General features: G+C 65.6%; 17 protein-coding genes. 3 read left to right on the top strand and 14 right to left on the bottom strand.

Features of this window, described 5'->3' with window-relative positions; translation table 11 throughout:
- Nucleotides 1-61: 61 nt before the first annotated feature.
- The 11 genes from GDH07_RS19655 to GDH07_RS19610 all read right to left on the bottom strand — a co-directional run bounded on the left by GDH07_RS19655 (nucleotide 62) and on the right by GDH07_RS19610 (nucleotide 11156).
- Entirely contained in the window at nucleotides 62-496 is a 435-nt protein-coding gene (locus tag GDH07_RS19655; protein ID WP_022640391.1) for a YybH family protein, read from the bottom strand.
- A gap of 164 nt (nucleotides 497-660) precedes the next feature.
- On the bottom strand, nucleotides 661-1158 hold the full coding sequence (locus GDH07_RS19650) for a GNAT family N-acetyltransferase (protein ID WP_053137157.1): 498 nt from the start codon (nucleotides 1156-1158) through the stop codon (nucleotides 661-663).
- A gap of 338 nt (nucleotides 1159-1496) precedes the next feature.
- The gene (locus tag GDH07_RS19645) at nucleotides 1497-2192 is read right to left on the bottom strand and encodes a response regulator (RefSeq protein WP_053137160.1); all 696 of its coding nucleotides are present in this window, start codon (nucleotides 2190-2192) and stop codon (nucleotides 1497-1499) included.
- A complete protein-coding gene (locus GDH07_RS19640) occupies nucleotides 2189-4882 on the bottom strand; it encodes a sensor histidine kinase (protein WP_152898587.1) in 2694 nt (897 codons plus the stop codon). The genes GDH07_RS19645 and GDH07_RS19640 overlap by 4 nt, the downstream gene beginning before the upstream one ends.
- Before the next feature lie 56 nt (nucleotides 4883-4938).
- The gene (gene kdpB / locus GDH07_RS19635; protein WP_053137166.1) at nucleotides 4939-7011 is read right to left on the bottom strand and encodes a potassium-transporting ATPase subunit KdpB; all 2073 of its coding nucleotides are present in this window, start codon (nucleotides 7009-7011) and stop codon (nucleotides 4939-4941) included.
- Nucleotides 7012-7017: 6 nt separating this feature from the next.
- Nucleotides 7018-7701, bottom strand: a complete 684-nt coding sequence (gene kdpC / locus GDH07_RS19630; protein WP_031320356.1) for a potassium-transporting ATPase subunit KdpC — start codon at nucleotides 7699-7701, stop codon at nucleotides 7018-7020.
- Nucleotides 7702-7710: 9 nt separating this feature from the next.
- Nucleotides 7711-9417 carry a potassium-transporting ATPase subunit KdpA gene (gene kdpA / locus GDH07_RS19625; protein ID WP_152898585.1) on the bottom strand — a complete coding sequence of 569 codons (1707 nt, stop codon included), beginning with the start codon at nucleotides 9415-9417 and terminating at the stop codon, nucleotides 7711-7713.
- A gap of 13 nt (nucleotides 9418-9430) precedes the next feature.
- Nucleotides 9431-9553, bottom strand: a complete 123-nt coding sequence (locus GDH07_RS32735) for a hypothetical protein (protein ID WP_256224242.1) — start codon at nucleotides 9551-9553, stop codon at nucleotides 9431-9433.
- Between the two features lie 31 nt (nucleotides 9554-9584).
- A complete protein-coding gene (gene kdpF / locus GDH07_RS19620) occupies nucleotides 9585-9683 on the bottom strand; it encodes a K(+)-transporting ATPase subunit F (protein WP_022640401.1) in 99 nt (32 codons plus the stop codon).
- A gap of 253 nt (nucleotides 9684-9936) precedes the next feature.
- Nucleotides 9937-10425, bottom strand: coding sequence for a GyrI-like domain-containing protein (locus GDH07_RS19615; protein ID WP_022640402.1), 489 nt, complete (start codon nucleotides 10423-10425; stop codon nucleotides 9937-9939).
- A gap of 68 nt (nucleotides 10426-10493) precedes the next feature.
- On the bottom strand, nucleotides 10494-11156 hold the full coding sequence (locus GDH07_RS19610; RefSeq protein WP_152898584.1) for a LysE family translocator: 663 nt from the start codon (nucleotides 11154-11156) through the stop codon (nucleotides 10494-10496).
- A 280-nt stretch (nucleotides 11157-11436) separates the two neighbouring features.
- Between GDH07_RS19610 and alaC the strand changes: the two genes are divergently transcribed.
- Complete coding sequence (alaC, locus tag GDH07_RS19605; RefSeq protein WP_085597321.1) at nucleotides 11437-12651, top strand: alanine transaminase; 1215 nt, start codon at nucleotides 11437-11439, stop codon at nucleotides 12649-12651.
- A gap of 158 nt (nucleotides 12652-12809) precedes the next feature.
- On the opposite strand, the gene GDH07_RS19600 is transcribed toward alaC, so the two are convergent.
- Complete coding sequence (locus tag GDH07_RS19600) at nucleotides 12810-14162, bottom strand: GntP family permease (protein WP_053137179.1); 1353 nt, start codon at nucleotides 14160-14162, stop codon at nucleotides 12810-12812.
- 83 nt (nucleotides 14163-14245) lie between these two features.
- Complete coding sequence (locus tag GDH07_RS19595; RefSeq protein ID WP_022640405.1) at nucleotides 14246-14779, bottom strand: gluconokinase; 534 nt, start codon at nucleotides 14777-14779, stop codon at nucleotides 14246-14248.
- A gap of 217 nt (nucleotides 14780-14996) precedes the next feature.
- On the opposite strand from GDH07_RS19595, the gene gntR reads away from it, so the two are divergent.
- Nucleotides 14997-16028 (top strand): HTH-type transcriptional regulator GntR, encoded by a 1032-nt coding sequence (gene gntR / locus GDH07_RS19590; protein WP_053137182.1) that lies wholly within the window; start codon nucleotides 14997-14999, stop codon nucleotides 16026-16028.
- 6 nt (nucleotides 16029-16034) lie between these two features.
- Here gntR and GDH07_RS19585 read toward each other — a convergent pair whose 3' ends face one another.
- A complete protein-coding gene (locus tag GDH07_RS19585) occupies nucleotides 16035-16655 on the bottom strand; it encodes a LysE family transporter (protein WP_022640406.1) in 621 nt (206 codons plus the stop codon).
- 66 nt (nucleotides 16656-16721) lie between these two features.
- Here GDH07_RS19585 and GDH07_RS19580 point away from each other — a divergent pair, with 66 nt between their 5' ends.
- Nucleotides 16722-17651 carry a LysR family transcriptional regulator gene (locus tag GDH07_RS19580; protein WP_152898583.1) on the top strand — a complete coding sequence of 310 codons (930 nt, stop codon included), beginning with the start codon at nucleotides 16722-16724 and terminating at the stop codon, nucleotides 17649-17651.
- Nucleotides 17652-17654: the final 3 nt, after the last annotated feature.

Genomic DNA, 17654 nt, shown 5'->3' with positions numbered 1-17654 from the left:
CTCCATGATCGGGCTGATCAACTATGGTCGCTGTTCGTGGCTTTGGCGAACCCGCCGACGGTCAGGGCTCGAGGTCGAACAAGGTGGTGCCGGTCTGCATGTCGAAGGGCGCCGACCAATGCTCGTGCACCACCTGCCACTGGCCGCCCAGGCACTGGTACGCCGCGCTGACCCGCATCCAGCAGGCCTTGCTCACACCGTCGGCATCGGTGCCACCGCAATGGGCCAGCCAATGGGCGAACGCCAGCTCGTCGCCAGCCCGCACCTGCAATTGATGGAACTCGAAGATCCCGGGACCGGGGCACACCTGCATGCAAGCCTGCCAATGCGCACGGTAGGCCTCCTTGCCTTTGAATTGCAGGGCGCCGACCGCGTCGAAGGAGACGATGTCATCGGCGTAGAAGCTGACGATCTGCTCGATATCCCTGGCCATTACCGCCTGCCGCCAATGGTCGATCAGGCTGCGTACGCGGGCTTCACTGGATGGATTGGACATGGCGAAATTCCTCGGAAGGTGAATGGGTATCACCGAGCAAACTGCTCGATTCATCCCTAGTCGCCTGGGATTTCGCACAATCGACAATGCCGATGAAAAAAATCACGCCAACCATGCAGGCACAAAAAAAGGCCGCGACATAGCGGCCTTTGGCGGTGGCGGAACTACAGAGCCCGCACCATCTCATGCCAGGCCATGCCGCCGTGGTCCGAAGCCGATGCCTTGAGATAGACGAAACCGAAGCGCTCGTAGAGCGGTACATGGCGCTCCTTGCACATCAGGTGGATACGCGCCTTGCCAGCGCCTGCCATGCGCGCGATGAACGCTTCCAGCAACTGCCGGGACAGACCCAGGCCCTGGAAGTCCGGATGCACCACCACCGACATGATCACCACCTCGGGGCCTGCCGGGTCGTGGCCGACCAGTTCCTTGAAGGCCTCGTCGGCCATCTGCACCTCGAAGGTGGCGCCGGAGTTGATGAAACCGGCCACCACGCCCGCGACCTCGGCGACGATGAAACCCTCGGGCCAGGTGGCGATACGCGTGGCGATCTTGTCCCGGGTCGCGGCTTCGTCGCCTTCGTAGGCCTGGGTCTCGATGGCGAAGCAGCGGTCCAGGTCGGCAGGCAGGACGGTGCGGATCAACGGGGTCGGAGCAGTCATGGAACAGCAGCCTGAAGTCAGTTGAGGGGCGTCGATTCTAGCAAGGACCCGGCGTTGTGTATGACCGGCGTAGCGTTCGCTGGCTACCCCGTAAAGCTTTCATATAAGCCCTGGCCAGGCTCGCGCCGAGGGACTATCTATCAGCTCCCCGACGCTTCGCGAACGGCTCCCGGGCCGCTTCGCCGCGCCTTGCCAAGGACCTAGACCATGAGCTCTGCCCAGATCGGTTTTTTCATCTTGCTCGCCATCGCCATCTTCGGCGGTATCACCTTCTACCTCGATTTCTTGCACGAACGCCGTCGCGACAAGCGTGTATCAGACGCTAGCCATGCCCGGGCTCAGAGCCCCACCAGGCGATAACCCACCTGCAATTCGGTGACCAGATGCTGGGGCTGGGCCGGATCGGCCTCCAGCTTCTGCCGCAGATGGGCCATGTGCACCCGCAGGTAGTGGGCCCGGTCCACATAGTCCAGGCCCCAGACTTCCAGCAGCAGCTGGCGATGGGTCAGGACCCGGCTCTGGCCGCGGATCAGCGCACAAAGCAGACGGTACTCGATCGGCGTCAGGTGCACCGGCTGCCCTTCGCGGCGCACCTCATGGGTCGCCAGGTCCACCTCGATGGCGCCGAAGTTGACCTTGCTGGTGGCCGCGGCCGCCCCACTCTGGCCATGGCGGCGCAGTTGCGCGCGAATCCGCGCCAACAACTCCGGTACGCCGAACGGCTTGACCAGGTAGTCGTCGGCCCCGGCGTCCAGGGCGGCGACCTTCTCCGCTTCCCGATCCCGCGCCGAAAGCACCAGGATCGGCACCGCCAGCCAGCCCCGCAGCTCGCTGATCAGTTGCTTGCCATCGCCATCGGGCAGGCCCAGGTCGACGATCACCAGGTCCGGCTGGCGGCTGGCTGCATGGATCAGCGCGCGCTTGACACTGTCGGCCTCGAATACCTGGAAACCTTCGTCCTCCAGGGCGATACCGACGAAGCGGCGGATATTGGCTTCGTCCTCGACGATCAGGATGCGTGGGCTGCTGCTCATAGGGTTTCCATCGAAGGCGGTTGTCCCGCCGGCAAGGTGATGACAAAACTCAGCCCGGCGTCGGCGTGAGGCTGGGCCTCGATCCGTCCGCCATGGGCCTCGACGATACGCTTGGCCAGGGCCAGGCCCAGGCCGATCCCGGCCACGGCCGATTCCTGCTGGCCACGGCTGAAAGCTTCGAACAGGCTGGCCGGGGAACTGCCCTTGGGGCAACCGGGGCCGCTGTCGCTGACCTGCAGGATGATCTGCTGGTCGACCTGGCGCGCGCTGACCTGCACCAGGGTCCCGGCCGGCGTGTACTTGGCGGCGTTGTCCAGCAGGTTGACCAGTACCCGCTCCAGCAACAGCGCGTCCACCTCCACCAGCGGCAACTGCGGCGCCATGGCGACCCGCACCTGATGCCCGGCCAGGGGCTCGCGCAACTGGCGCAGGGCACTGCCGACGATCTCCTCCAGGGAGTTCCACTGGCGATTCAGGCGCACCCCACGCTCCTGCATGCGGGCCATGTCCAGCAGGTTCTCGATCAGCCGCTGCATGGAGCCGGCCTGGTCATGGATACCCCGCAGCAACTGCGCCAGGACGCCGTCGGGGGCATGGGGCAAGGCGGCGTCGGCAGCGCCGATGATGGTGGTCAGGGGGGTGCGCAAGTCATGGGAGATCGCCGCCAGCAGGGTGTTGCGCATGCGCTCGCCTTCCATCTGCACCACGGTGCTCTGGGCCACCTCGACGTAGTGCACCCGTTCCAGGGCGATCGCCAGCTGGCTCATGCAGGCTTGCAACAAGCGTTGTTCTTCCGGCTCGCGCAGCCGCTCGGGGTCCTCCAGTTCCAGTACCAGCACGCCACGCACGCGCATCGGCGCCTTGAGCGGCAAGTAGCGCCCCCGGGCCGCCGCCAGGGTATCGGTGCCGCTACCGGCCGGCTGGCCATGATCGTAGGCCCACTGGGCGATGCTCTCGTCCAGTTCCAGGCCATTGGCGCTCAAGGCCCGCACGCGATCGCCGGCATCCGGCAGCGCCAGCCCGACCCGCGCCGCGAACACCCCGCTGAAGGTGCGCAGGGCCACGGCGCAGATCTGCTCCTCGGTGAGCGCCGCCGACAGCTCCCGGGCCAGCCCGGCCAGGGACGTGGCCCGGCGCTCGCCCTCGGCGGCGGTACGCGCCTGGTGGCGCAGGCGCGCGGTGAGCTGGCCGGTGATCAGGGCGATGCCGAGCATCAGGGCGAAGGTGAAGAAGTACTGGGTGTCGTTGACCGTGAACGACCACACCGGCTGGACGAAGAAGAAGTCGAAGCACAACACCGCCAGCATCGCCGCCCAGACCCCGGGGCCGCGCCCCAGGCGCAGGGCCACCAGGACCACGGTGAGCAGGAACAGCATCACCACGTTGGCCGGGTCGAAGACCTTCAACAACAGTGCCGCCACTGCCGTGGCGGCGAAGCACGCCAGGCTGGCCCACAGGTAGGCCGGCGCACGACTGGGCGCCAGGCCGGCCTCGGGCTTGGGTGCCACGCTGCGCTGGCGGTCCGCTGGCCCATTGGCGATCACGATCTGGTCGATTTCCGGGTGCTGGCGACTGAGGCGATCGCTCACCGACTGGTGCCAGACCTGCCACACCCGGCGCGGGTAATGGCCCAGCACCAGGCGATTGGCGTTGTGCTCGCGGGCACAGGCGGCCAGGGCCTCGGCCACGTCCATGCCGGGCAGGGTCGCGGTCTCGGCACCGAACTCGGCGGCCAGGGCCAGGGTCTTCATGGCAGCCGCATACCGACTGGCGCCGATGCCCCGACGCTGGGCCGGCGCCACGTGCACCACCATCCAGTCGGCCTCGAGCTTTTGCGCCAGGCGCGCCGCCTCGCGCACCAGGCGCTCGTCCGCCGGATCCCCGGCGATCCCCACCAGCAACCGCTCCCGGGCTGGCCACAGGGCGTTGATCGAGCGTTCGCGGCGGTAGTCGCGCATCTGCGCGTCGACCCGGTCGGCGGTGCGCCGCAGGGTCAGCTCGCGCAGGGCCAGCAGGTTGCCCTTGCGAAAGAAATTGCGCGAGGCCCGCTCGGCCTGGGGCGCCAGGTACACCTTGCCGTCCTTGAGCCGGCGCAGCAGGTCGTCCGGCGGCAGGTCGATCACCAGCACTTCGTGGGCGTCGTCGAACAGATGATCGGGCACCGTCTCGCGCACGCGGATGCCGATGATCCCGCTGACGATGTCGTTGAGGCTTTCCAGGTGCTGGACATTGAGGGTGGTCCAGACGTCGATGCCGGCCCGCAGCAGTTCCTCGACGTCCTGCCAGCGCTTGGGATGCCGGGAACCCTGGACATTGCTGTGGGCCAGTTCGTCCACCAGCAGTACCGCCGGCTGGCGGGCCAGGGCGGCATCCAGGTCGAATTCGGGCAAGGCATGCTCACGGTGCATCAGCTGGTGCCGAGGCAGCACCTCGATGCCTTGCAGCAGCTCGGCGGTGTCGCGCCGGCCGTGGGTCTCGACGATCCCGGCCACCACATCGCGACCCTGGGCCAGTTCCTGGCGGGCGGCGGTGAGCATGGCGCAGGTCTTGCCGACCCCGGCGTTGGAGCCGAAGTAGATGCGCAACTTGCCGCGCCGGGCGGCCTGTTCGTCCTGCTGCAGTTTTTCCAGCAACGCATCGGGATCGGGGCGCCCATCGCGAGGGGGGATACCAGTGTCGAGAACAGCCATGTGCATCCTTGAATGAACAAGGCGGCGCTCCGGGGAGCGCCGCCTTGCGAGTCCTGTCAGACCAGGCCGAGCCCGGCCAGCAGCATGTCGATCAGCTTGATCCCGGCAAAGGGTACCAGCACCCCGCCCAGGCCGTAGATCAGCAGATTGCGGTTGAGCAACGCCGCCGCCCCGATGGAGCGGTACTTCACGCCCTTGAGCGCCAGGGGGATGAGGAACACGATGATCAGGGCATTGAAGATCACCGCGCTCAAGATCGCCGAGTTCGGGCTGTTCAAGTGCATCACGTTCAACGCCGCCAACTGCGGGTAAGTAGCAACGAACGCGGCCGGTACGATAGCAAAATACTTGGCCACATCGTTGGCCACGCTGAAGGTGGTCAGCGCGCCACGGGTCATGAGCATCTGCTTGCCCACCTCCACCACCTCGATCAGCTTGGTCGGGTTGCTGTCCAGGTCGACCATGTTGCCGGCTTCCTTCGCCGCCTGGGTGCCGCTGTTCATGGCCACGGCCACATCGGCCTGGGCCAGGGCCGGGGCGTCGTTGGTGCCGTCGCCGGTCATGGCCACCAGCTTGCCCTTGGCCTGGTAGTCGCGGATCAGCTGCAGCTTGTCCTCGGGCCGGGCCTCGGCGAGAAAATCGTCGACCCCGGCCTCCACGGCAATGGCGGCAGCGGTCAGGCGGTTGTCGCCGGTGATCATCACGGTCTTGATGCCCATGCGCCGCAGCTCGGCGAAGCGTTCCTTGATCCCGCCCTTGACCACGTCCTTGAGCTCCACCACGCCCAGGGCCTGGGCCCCGTCGCTGACCACCAGCGGCGTGCTGCCACGGCGCGAGACTTCATCGACCCTGGCCTGCAGGGCTGGCGCAAAGCTGCCGCCCAGGGCCTCGATGTGGCGGCGGATGGCATCGGCGGCGCCCTTGCGGATGCAGCGGCCCTGGGGCAGGTCGACGCCGCTCATGCGGGTCTGGGCGGTGAACGGCACGGCACTCGCACCCAGGGTCGCAAGGTCGCGCCCAGCGATGTCGAACTGTTGCCGGGCCAGGACCACGATGCTCCGCCCTTCAGGGGTTTCATCGGCCAGGGACGCCAATTGCGCGGCATCCGCCAGTTCGCTGTCGCGGATCCCCGGGGCCGGCAGGAAGGCACTGGCCTGGCGATTGCCCAGGGTAATGGTGCCGGTCTTGTCCAACAGCAGCACGTCCACGTCACCCGCCGCCTCCACCGCACGGCCGGAGGTGGCGATGACGTTGGCCGACATCATCCGGCTCATGCCCGCCACGCCGATGGCCGACAGCAGGCCGCCGATGGTGGTGGGGATCAGGCACACCAGCAGCGCCACCAGCACCGTGGCACTGACCACGCTGCCGGTGCCGCTCATGGCCACGGCGAACAGCGAGTACGGGCTCAGGGTGACGATCACCAACAGGAACAACAGGGTCAGGCCCACCAGGAGGATGGTCAGGGCCACCTCGTTGGGGGTCTTCTGCCGCCGCGCCGATTCCACCATGGAGATCATGCGGTCCAGGAAGGATTCGCCGGGGTTGACGCTGATGCGCACCACCAGCCAGTCGGACAGCACCTTGGTGCCGCCGGTGACCGAGGAGAAGTCGCCGCCGGCCTCGCGGATCACCGGCGCCGACTCACCGGTGATGGCGCTCTCGTCCACCGTGGCCACGCCTTCGATGACCTCGCCGTCCAGGGGCACCAGGTCGCCGGCCTCGATCAGCACCACCATGTCCTTGCGCAACTCGCTGGCGGCCATGGGCAGCCAGGCGGCGCCGTGCCGTGGCTGTTGCAGCAACTTGGCCAGGGTCTGGCGCTTCATGCCCTTGAGGCTCGCCGCCTGGGCCCGGCTGCGGCCCTCGGCCAGGGCCTCGGCGAAGTTGGCGAACAACACGGTGAACCACAACCACAGGGCGATGCTCAGGATGAAGCCGCTGGGGGCCTCGCCCTGCCCACCCAGGGACTGCAGCCACAGCAAGGTGGTGAGCAGGCTGCCCAGGTAGACCACGAACATCACCGGGTTCTTCCATTGCGCCTGGGGCAGCAGCTTCTTCACGGCATCCTGGCACGCCGTGAGCAGCAACCCACGGTCGAACAAAGCAATACGAGCGTTCTTACTCATGGTCTCTTACTCACTGGCCGCGAGGGGCGAGGCAGGCATGGGCGCCAGGGCGTCCAGCGCGAGGTTCAGTTGCAGCACATTGACCCGGGGTTCGCCCAGCAGGCCGAAGGTGCGGCCTTCGCTGTGTGCTTGCAGCAGGGCTTGCAGCTCGCCCGGCGGCAGGTGCCGCGCGCGGGCCACTCGCTCCAGCTGCAGCCGGGCGTTGGCCAGGGAAATGTGCGGGTCCAGGCCGGACGCCGAAGCCGTCACCGCGTCCACCGGCACCAGGCTGTCGGCGGCCAGGCCATTGAGTTGGCGGTAGGTACGGGCCCGCTCGGCGACGCTGTCCAGCAGCTTCTGGCTGGTGGGGCCCAGGTTGCTGGCACCACTGGCCCCGGCGTTGTAGGGCTGCGGCACGCTCTTGCTCGGGTCCAGCGGATCGCTGCCCAGGGTCATGCTCGGCCGGCCCTGGAAATACTCCGGCCGCTGGAAGGCCTGGCCGATCAGGCTGGAGCCCACCACCATGCCGTTGCGCTGCAGCAGGCTGCCCTGGGCCTGGAACGGAAACAACAGGTTGGCCAGCAGCGTGGTCGCCAGCGGATAGGCCAGGCCGGTCAGTGCCAGGCACAGCAACGCCGCCGCCAGCACCGGGCGCAGCAGGCCCTTGAACAGCACCGCGGTGGTGCCCTGGGTTTGCATTTGCGTAGTCATCACAACCCCTTACTTGTAGGTCTGGCCGGCCAGCAACTGCAGTTGCTCCACCAGCGGGCCGAGCGCGAGCGCCGGCAGGAAGGTCAGGCCACCGACCACCAGCACCACGAACACCACCAGGAACATGAACAGCGGGGTCGCGGTGGGAATGGTGCCGGCGCCGGCCGGGATGTTCTTTTTCGCCGCCAGGGAGCCGGCCACGGCCAGCATCGGCAGCATGGTGAAGAAGCGCCCCATGAGCATCGCCAGGCCGATGGTGGTGTTGAAGAACGGCGTGTTGGCATTCAGCCCGGCGAACGCCGAACCGTTGTTCGCGGTGCCCGAGGCGTAGGCGTAGAGCACCTCGCTGAAACCATGGGGCCCCAGGTTGTTGAGGCTGTTGAGGGTGTCTGGCCAGAGCGCCGCCAGGGCAGTGAAGCCGAGGATGCAGATGGGGTGCGCCAGCACCGAGAGCATCACCAGCTTGATCTCCCGGGCCTCGATCTTCTTGCCGAGGAACTCCGGGCTGCGGCCGATCATCATGCCCACCAGGAACACCGTCAGCAGGGCGTACTGGATCAGGTTGATGAAGCCCACGCCGTCGCCGCCGAACACGCAGTTGAGCATCATCTGCGCCAGGGGCACGAAACCGCCCATGGGGGTCAGCGAGTCATGCATGGCGTTCACCGAGCCGGTGGTGGCACCGGTGGTGGTGGTGACGAACAGCGCAGTGTCGGCGATGCCGAAGCGCAGCTCCTTGCCTTCCATGTTGCCGCCGCTCTGGGTCGCCGACAGTTGCTGGTCGGCGCCGGCCAGGGTCAGCAGCGGGTTGCCGCTCTGTTCGGCTGTGAACACGATGGCCAGGAAGCCTGCGAACATCACCAGGAAAGTGCCGAAGAACACCCAGCCCTGACGCCGACGCAACAGCATGCTGCCGAAGGTGTAGGTCAGCGCCGAAGGAATCAGCAGCATGCTGAGGATGTGCAGGACGTTGGTCAGCGGCGTCGGGTTCTCGAACGGGTGCGCGGCGTTCATGCTGAAGAAACCGCCGCCGTTGGTGCCGATGTGCTTGATCGATTCGAAGCTGGCCACGGCGCCGACGATCAACTGCTGGCGGCCGCCTTCCAGGGTACTGGCCAGGGCCTCGGAATCCAGGGTCTGGGGCATGCCCTGCCAGACGTAGACCAGGGCCATCAGCAGGCACAAGGGCAGCATCACCCGGTACAGCACGCGGATGAAATCCACCCAGTAGTTGCCGATGTCCGCCGAGCTGGAACGGCTCAGGCCGCGGATGAAGCCGGCGGCGGCCACCACTCCGGCGGTGGCGCCGACGAACATCAGGAAGGTGATGGCCGCCATCTGGCTGAAGTTCGACAGGCTGCTCTCGCCGGAGTACGCCTGCCAGTTGGTATTGGTGATGAACGAGGCGGCGGTGTTGAACGCCAGGTCCGGGGTCTGCGCCGCCAGCCCCAGCGGGTTCAGGGGCGTCAGTCCTTGCAGGCGCAGCACCAGGTAGCCCAGCAGCATCATCGCCGCGTTGGACAGCAGCAAGGCCGAACCGTAGCGGGCCCAGCCCATGGCCTCGCCAGGATCGATCCCCAGCAGGCGGTAAGTGGCGCGCTCCGGCAAGGCATGGCCACGGCCACTGAAGACCCGGGCCAACCACTTGCCCATGAGCACGGCGAGCCCGGTCATCAGACCGAGGATCACCGCGTATTCCAGCACAGTACTCAACATGTCGATGCTCCGCTCAAATCTTGCCCATGGCGACGATGCCCAGGGCCGTCAGTACAAAGAACCCCAGGGACAGGCCCACGAAGATCAGGTCGTACATGGCTGGTTTCCTTTCTCGAAAGCGCCCGGCCGGGCGCATGCCAATGCATGGCGAATGCTGGGAACGTGCATCAGAACTTCTCGGCGCGGATCAGCGCGTACCCCAGGTAGGCGAACAGCAGCACAGCGCAAAAGCCGCTGGCGCCGTAGATCAATGGCAGTGTCAGCAAGACGGTTCCCCTCGATGGCGTTTGGGGCAGCGCCAGGCCTCATCAGCGGCTCGCGGCGCTACCGTTGGCGGTGCCCGGCAATGGGCGCCGGCAGGGAGGCGGGAACAGGTGGTCGACCGCCCTTCTCTGCGCCACGCAGGTTAGGCGAGGGCGTATCAAGGTCGGGCACTGATTGCGGGGGGCGGTATCAAGACCGCATAAAGATTGCCGCCCTGTGCAGACGAAGCAGGGGCGCCGACGCGCCCCGAGAGGTTCAGGCCGTCTTCAGGGGCAGCCAGATTTCCAGGCTGCCATGCCCGGTATTGGGATTGAAATCGGCGCTGTAGCGCTCGAAGCAGGGGGCATCGGCGGCCTGCTGGCCCGATTGCGGGAGCCAGGTCTGCCAGATGTAGTCGAAGGTGCAGGGCAACTGCTGCAATGAACCGTGGTGCTCGAACACCGCGTACTGCTGGGGCTGCAGCTCGACCCAGCGATAGTGGTCGGGCAAGTCGTCGAGCTTGCTGATCTCGACCCCGGCGATGTACTCGAAGCCGCCCTGCCCATCGGGGTTGCAGCACACGCCGTAGGTGACGTCATCCACCTGCCCCGGCACCTTGCCGATATGGGGAATGAAACGCTGCCACAACTGGCCGATCACCTGGATGTTGGCAGGGGTGAAGTGCTGGCTGAAACCGGCGACCAGCAGGAAATGCCATCTTTCGAAGCGTGGTTGCGGGCCACTGCCCTGGTTTTGCTCATCCATGAATGCCACTCCTGCCACTGAAAAAAGGGTTCGCAGGCAAGTATAGAAGCCTGTGGCCAAGGCCTGGATCAGAGCGCCGGAAGGTCGAGCGGCCGGGCTCCGACGATGAACTCCTGGTAACCGGATACGATCACGTAAACCGCGAAATAGCAGAAGATCGCCGCAGATGCCAGGTAGGAATAGCGCAACAGCTTGTCGCCCAGTAGCTTGCCGCCCTGGGTCGCCGCCAGGCACAGGCCCATTGTCCAGGCCAGCCCGGCGCAGAAGAAACCGGCCAGGAACAGTGCGGAATCAGCCGTGCTGCCGCCCCCGGAGCGGGCGATCAGGGTGCCTCCCACGGCGGCGAACCAGAGGATCGCGCTGGGCGAGGACATGGCCAGGAAGATCCCCCGCAGGAACTCCTTGCGCGGCGAGCCCCGGTCCACCTCGTCACTGGTGTCGAGCAGCGCGTCGTGATGGATCGCGGCGTAGATCATCTTCACCGCGAAGTACACCAGCAGCACCGAACCGCCAAGCCACAGCACCCAGCGCACCGTCTCGTACTGCAGCAAAACGGTCATCCCGGCCAGGGCCAGCAGCGCATAGACCAGGTCACCGACACAGGTGCCCAGGCCCAGGCAAAAGCCCTGGAAGTAACCACGCTGCATGGCCAGGGTGATCATCGCGATATTGGCCACGCCGATATCCAGGCACAACGAAAGGCTGAGCAAGAAGCCGCTGGTGAATTCCATCATCCATCCCATGTACTGCTGTTGTTCGAAGGCTCGTCGGGGGAGCTCGTGCCCGGGAAAACCTGCCTGGCCCGCCCCTTTCCCGGCCAGGGCCAGCAAGAAGCGTGCACGTTATAGCGGCAAAGCCTGCGCCCCCGCAAATGCCCGCCAGCCCGGGAAAATAATTTTTCGCGCCTCTGGACAAGCCGCCGCCAGCGCCCTTATCGTCTGCCCCGCAGGCCACCGCAGTGGCCAACGTCGCTCGGACGGTTCCGGGCGCTTACGTCTTCTCGAGGCAACCATGGCCGAACAAGTTTCGCCGCGCCGCTTTGCGCGTATCGATCGACTCCCCCCCTACGTTTTCAATATCACTGCCGAGCTGAAGATGGCTGCGCGTCGGCGCGGCGAAGACATTATCGACTTGAGCATGGGTAACCCCGACGGCGCGACTCCGCCGCATATCGTCGAGAAGCTGGTGCAGGTCGCCCAGCGCGAAGACACCCATGGCTATTCCACCTCCAGGGGTATTCCACGGCTGCGCCGGGCGATTTCCCGCTGGTACCAGGAGCGCTACCAGGTCGACATCGACCCGGAAAGCGAAGCCATCGTCACCATCGGTTCCAAGGAAGGCCTGGCGCACCTGATGCTCGCCACCCTGGACCACGGCGACACGGTGCTGGTGCCCAATCCCAGCTATCCGATCCATATCTACGGTGCGGTGATCGCCGGCGCCCAAGTGCGCTCGGTGCCGCTGGTGCCCGGCGTGGACTTCTTCGCCGAACTGGAACAGGCCATCCGCGGCTCGATCCCCAAGCCGAAGATGATGATCCTCGGCTTCCCGTCCAACCCCACCTCGCAGTGCGTAGAGCTGGACTTCTTCGAACGGGTGATCGCCCTGGCCAAGCAATACGACGTGCTGGTGATCCACGACCTGGCCTACGCCGACATCGTCTACGACGGCTGGAAGGCCCCGTCGATCATGCAGGTACCCGGGGCCAAGGACATCGCGGTGGAGTTCTTCACCCTGTCCAAGAGCTACAACATGGCCGGCTGGCGCATCGGCTTCATGGTCGGCAACCCGGAGCTGGTCAGCGCCCTGGCGCGGATCAAGAGCTACCACGACTACGGCACCTTCACCCCGCTGCAGGTGGCTGCCATCGCGGCCCTGGAAGGCGACCAACAGTGCGTGCGCGATATCGCCGAGCAGTACCGGCAGCGGCGCAATGTGCTGGTCAAGGGCCTGCATGAGCTGGGCTGGATGGTGGAGAACCCCAAGGCCTCGATGTACGTCTGGGCCAAGATCCCCGAAGCCTATGCCCACCTGGGCTCGCTGGAGTTCGCCAAGAAGCTGCTGGCCGAGGCCAAGGTCTGCGTCTCGCCGGGCGTAGGGTTCGGCGAGTACGGTGACGATCACGTGCGCTTTGCCTTGATCGAGAACCAGGACCGTATCCGCCAGGCCGTACGTGGCATCCGCGGCATGTTCCGCGCCGACGGTCTGGTGCACAAAGGCGCGTGATGCGGCTTCTGTAGGAGCCAGGCTTGCCGGTGCTGAGCGATAACGCGGCAAGCCAGCCATCGCGGACAATCGAGCGTCGACCGGCCGCTCCTACAATCGAACAGGCACAAAAAAACCGCATCGCTGCGGTTTTTTTGTGGGTGGCTTAGCGCAGGAGGTCAGACCACCAGCGACAGCAACAGGATGAAGATCAGGCCCACCACCGACAGGATGGTCTCCATGGCCGTCCAGGTCTTGAAGGTCTCGGCCACGGTCATGTTGAAGTACTGCTTGACCAGCCAGAAACCGGCATCGTTGACGTGGGACAGGATCAGCGACCCGGCGCCGGTGGCCAGCACCAGCAGCTCGCGGTTGACCCCGGGGATCATCCCCACCACCGGGACCACGATCCCGGCGCCCGTGATGGTGGCCACGGTGGCAGAACCAGTGGCGATGCGGATCACCGCTGCTACCAGCCATGCCAGCAGGATCGGCGAGATTTGTGCATTGACCGCCATGTGGCCGATCACGTCACCCACGCCACTGGTCACCAGCATCTGCTTGAAACCGCCACCGGCACCGATGATCAGGATGATCGCCGCGGTCGGTGCCAGGCTGGCGTCCAGGAGCTTGAGCATGCGCTTGGAATCGATGTTCTGCTTGTAGCCGAAGGTGTACAGCGACAGCAGCAGCGCCAGGAGCAAGGCGGTGATCGGGTGGCCGATCATGTCCATCCAGATGCGGAAGAAATGCCCGTCGGCCAGGGCCACATCGGCGAAGGTCTTGAGCAGCATCAGGAACACCGGCAGCAGCACGGTCACCAGGGTCACGCTGAAGCTCGGCAGCTCGCTGCTCTGGGGTTCGCGGGCCAGCTGGTCCACCAGCTCCTGGGATGGGTTGCCGGGAATGTACTTGGCAATGAAGGTGCCGTAGATCGGACCGGCGATGATCGCCGTGGGCAGCGCCACGATCAGGCCGTAGAGGATGGTCTTGCCGATATCGGCGCCGAACACGCCGATGGCCAGCAGCGGCCCCGGGTGCGGCGGCACCAGGCCGTGGACCGCGGACAGGCCGGCCAGCAACGGGATACCGATCTTGATCAGCGAGACCCCGGTACGCCGGGCGACGATGAACACCAGCGGGATCAGCAGCACGAAGCCGATCTCGAAGAACAGCGGGATGCCCACCAGGAAGGCGGCGAACATCATCGCCCACTGCACCCGCTCCTTGCCGAACGAACGGATCAGGGTCTGGGCGATCTGATCGGCGCCGCCGGACTCGGCCATCATCTTGCCGAGCATGGTGCCCAGCGCCAGGATGATGCCGACGAAACCGAGCACGCCACCGAAGCCGTCCTGGAAGGCCTTGATGATCTTGTCCACCGGCATGCCCGAGGTCAGGCCCAGGAAGCCGGCCGCGATGATCAGGGCGATGAAGGGATGCAGCTTGAAACGGGTGATCAAGACGATCAGCCCGATGATGGTGACCACTGCATCAACCAGCAGATAGGTCTCTTGGGACATGCCAAACATGAGTTTGCCTCCGGTTTGTTGTTTTTATTAAAGCGTTAAAAACAAGGGCCGAGTGGATAGCGCTACCTTTTTCGAGGCGACACTTAGCGTGAAGGTTCGAGGCCGTTTGCCAGCCACCATTGGTGGGCCAGTTCGGCCAGGCGCAGGACGCTCAGGTTGCTGGCATCCAGGGCCAGGGTGAGCGGTTCCCCCACCGGGGATTCGAGGGTGGCGAACTGGCTGTCGATCAGGGTCGATGGCATGAAATGCCCTGGCCGGTGCGCTACGCGGTCGGCGGCGACTTCCGGGCTCAGTTCGAGGAAGACAAAGCCCAGGCCGGGGGTCGCGGCGCGCAGGCGCTCGCGATACTGGCGCTTGAGGGCCGAGCAGGTCAGTACCGGCTGCTGGCCGGCGGCCAGGGCACGGCGCAATTCCTCGCACAGGCTGTCGAGCCAGCCGGCGCGGTCGTCGTCGTCGAGGGGGATTCCGGCACTCATCTTGGCGATGTTCGCGGCAGGGTGGAACGTATCGCCTTCAATGGCCGTGGCACCGCTGCGCTGGCACAGGGCCTGGCTGACGCTGGATTTGCCACAGCCGGCAACGCCCATGATGACCAGGGCGGTAATAGGTTGACTCATATAAGACCTCAGCGCGCAGACAGCGCTACCTTCGCTAGTTCTAGTTCTAGTACAAAAACAGTGTCTGCCGACGCCTTCTTGTCATTTTTGTGGGTTGCCGCGTATATAGTCCGCCAAAACCAAAGAGCGAGGAGTCAGGCACACCTCGCTCACGCATTGCAGCTGTTTTAGGACAGCGCTACCTTAGTGACTTGAATTTTGTTTGGCAAGCCGTCTGATGACCACCCAGAAGAACGATAAAAATTCCCGTACCACGGGCCGCCCAACCCTCAACGAAGTCGCACGCCTGGCTGGCGTCAGCCCGATCACCGCTTCCAGGGCGCTGCGCGGCGTCAGCAGCGTGGCCACCGAACTGGTGGAAAAAGTGCAGAAGGCGGCGCTGGAGCTGAACTACGTGGTCAACTCCGCCGCCCGCGCCCTGGCCTCGGCCCAGAGCCAGTCGGTGGTGGTACTGGTGCCGTCGCTGTCGAACCTGCTGTTCATCGAAACCCTGGAAGCCATCCACCAGGTCCTGCGGCCCAAGGGCTTCGAAGTGCTGATCGGCAACTACCACTATTCCCGGGACGAAGAAGAGAACCTGCTGCGCAACTACATGACCTACCAGCCCCGGGGTTTGCTGCTGACCGGCTTCGACCGCACTGAAAGCGCCCGGCGGATGATCGAGGCGAACAACATTCCCTGCGTCTACATGATGGACCTGGACAGCGCATCCGGGATCAACTGCGTGGGCTTCTCGCAGCTCAGCGCCGGGGAGACCGCCGCCCAGCACCTGATCTCCCGCGGGCGCCGGCACCTGGCCTACATCGGCGCACAACTGGACCAGCGCACCCTGCTGCGCGGCGAAGGCTTCCGCCGGGCCCTGCAGGCTGCCGGGTTGTACAACCCGGACCTGGAACTGCTGACCCCACGCCCCTCCTCCGTGGGCCTGGGCGGCGAGTTGTTCCTGCAACTGATGCAGAACCAGCCCCAGGTGGACGCGATCTTCTTCGGCAACGACGACCTGGCCCAGGGCGCCCTGCTGGAAGCCATGCGCTGCGGCATCAAGGTTCCCGAGCAGGTGGCGGTGCTGGGCTTCAACGACCTGCCGTCCTCGGAATACATGGTGCCGCGCCTGAGCAGCATCAGCACCCCACGGGAAGCCATAGGCCGGCGCGCCGCCGAGCAGATGCTGACCCTCTTGGCCGGTAACAGCGTGGCCGAACCGGTGGTGGACATGGGCTTCGAGCTAAGGGTCCGCGAAAGCACCTGAGGCGCCTCAGGGCCGCAGGCCCAGGGCACCGAGCAACAGGCCGAAGCCCACCAGCACCACGCCGAACAGCTGATCGATCCGGCGCTTGTAGGCCAGCAGCCGGCCAGCGATGGCCGGCGCCGAGAAGAACAGCGCCACCGCCACGAACCACAGCACATGGGCCAGGACGATGATCGCGCCGTAGCCCAGTTGCACCGGCAAGCGGGTTCCCGGCTCGATCACCTGCATGAACAGGCTGAGGACGAAAATCATGGTCTTCGGATTCAGCGCATTGGTCAGCAGGCCACTGCGCAGGGCCGCCCAGCCGGACATCGCCTGGCCCTGCGCCAGCGTCTCCTGCCCAGCCGACGCCGGGCTGCGCAGCAGCTTGTAGCCCAGGTAGATGAGGTACATCGCCCCGGCGCTCTTCAGCACCGTGAACCACAGCAGCGACTGCTGCAGCAGCACCCCTACCCCCAGCAAGCTGTAGCCGATATGCAGCATGACCCCCAGCCCGATGCCCAGGGCGGTGAGCACGCCGTGGCGCCGCGAAAGCATCAGGCTGTTGCGGGTGACCAGGGCGAAATCGGCTCCGGGGCTGAGCACCGCGAGCATGGTAATGGTGAGTACGACTAACAGTTGGGTCACGACAGCTACGCCTTGGTTATAGAATCAGGCGCTACTGTATGGGGACCGCCACGGAAACAGCCAACGATGAAAACTGACACTTACGGTGATAAAAACTCACAGTCATTACGTCGCCGCCTGCCGCCACTGGGAGCCCTGCGCTGCTTCGAGGCCGCGGCGCGCCTGGAAAGCTTCACCCGTGCCGGTGCCGTCCTGCACCTGACCCACGGCGCCATCAGCCGCGCCGTACGAGCCCTGGAAGAAGACCTGGGCACGCCGCTGTTCGAGCGTCGCAGCCACCGGGTATTCCTCACCGCCGCCGGCAGCGAGCTGCTGCATAGCGTGAGCCAGGCCCTGGACCTGGTCGAGCACACTGCCGTTCGCCTGCGCAGCGCCCAGGCCCTGGGGCCTTTGGTGTTGTCCTGCGAACCCACCCTGCTGATGCGTTGGTTGATCCCCCGGCTGCCGCAATTCCAGGCGGCATATCCGCAGGTGTCGATCCAACTGCTGGCCGGTGGCGGCCCCTTCTCCTTCAATGCCGGGATCGACCTGGCGATCCGCCGCAACGACTTCACCTGGAACAGCGAAACCCAGGCCCACTGGTTGTTCGATGAACGCATCGGCCCGGTGTGCCGCCCGCAGCACCAGGCAGACTGGGCGCCACAGACAGAAGATCGACCGCGACTGGCCGGACACGCCCCGCGCCTGCACAGCGCCACCCGGCCGACGGCCTGGCAGCAGTGGCTGCAATTGCAGCAGCTAGCTGATAGCCCCGCACCACAGGAGCAAGGGTTCGAGCATTTCTACTTCAGCCTGCAAGCGGCCGTGGCGGGACTGGGACTGGCCATCGCGCCCTGGCAACTGGTACGCGACGACCTGGCCAGTGGGCTCTTGTGCGCCCCCTTCGACTTCATCGCCGACGGCAGCGCCTACTACCTGCTGTCGCCAGGCCCCATCGATGCCGACTCGCCGGCAGGGTTACTGTTGCACTGGCTGCGGGAACAGGCTCGGGACTGAGCA

This window comes from Pseudomonas piscis (genome assembly GCF_009380155.1).
Classification (GTDB): Bacteria; Pseudomonadota; Gammaproteobacteria; order Pseudomonadales; family Pseudomonadaceae; genus Aquipseudomonas; species Aquipseudomonas piscis.
Note: the sequence above shows the minus strand (reverse complement) of the source record. Positions and strands in the feature narration are given on the sequence as shown.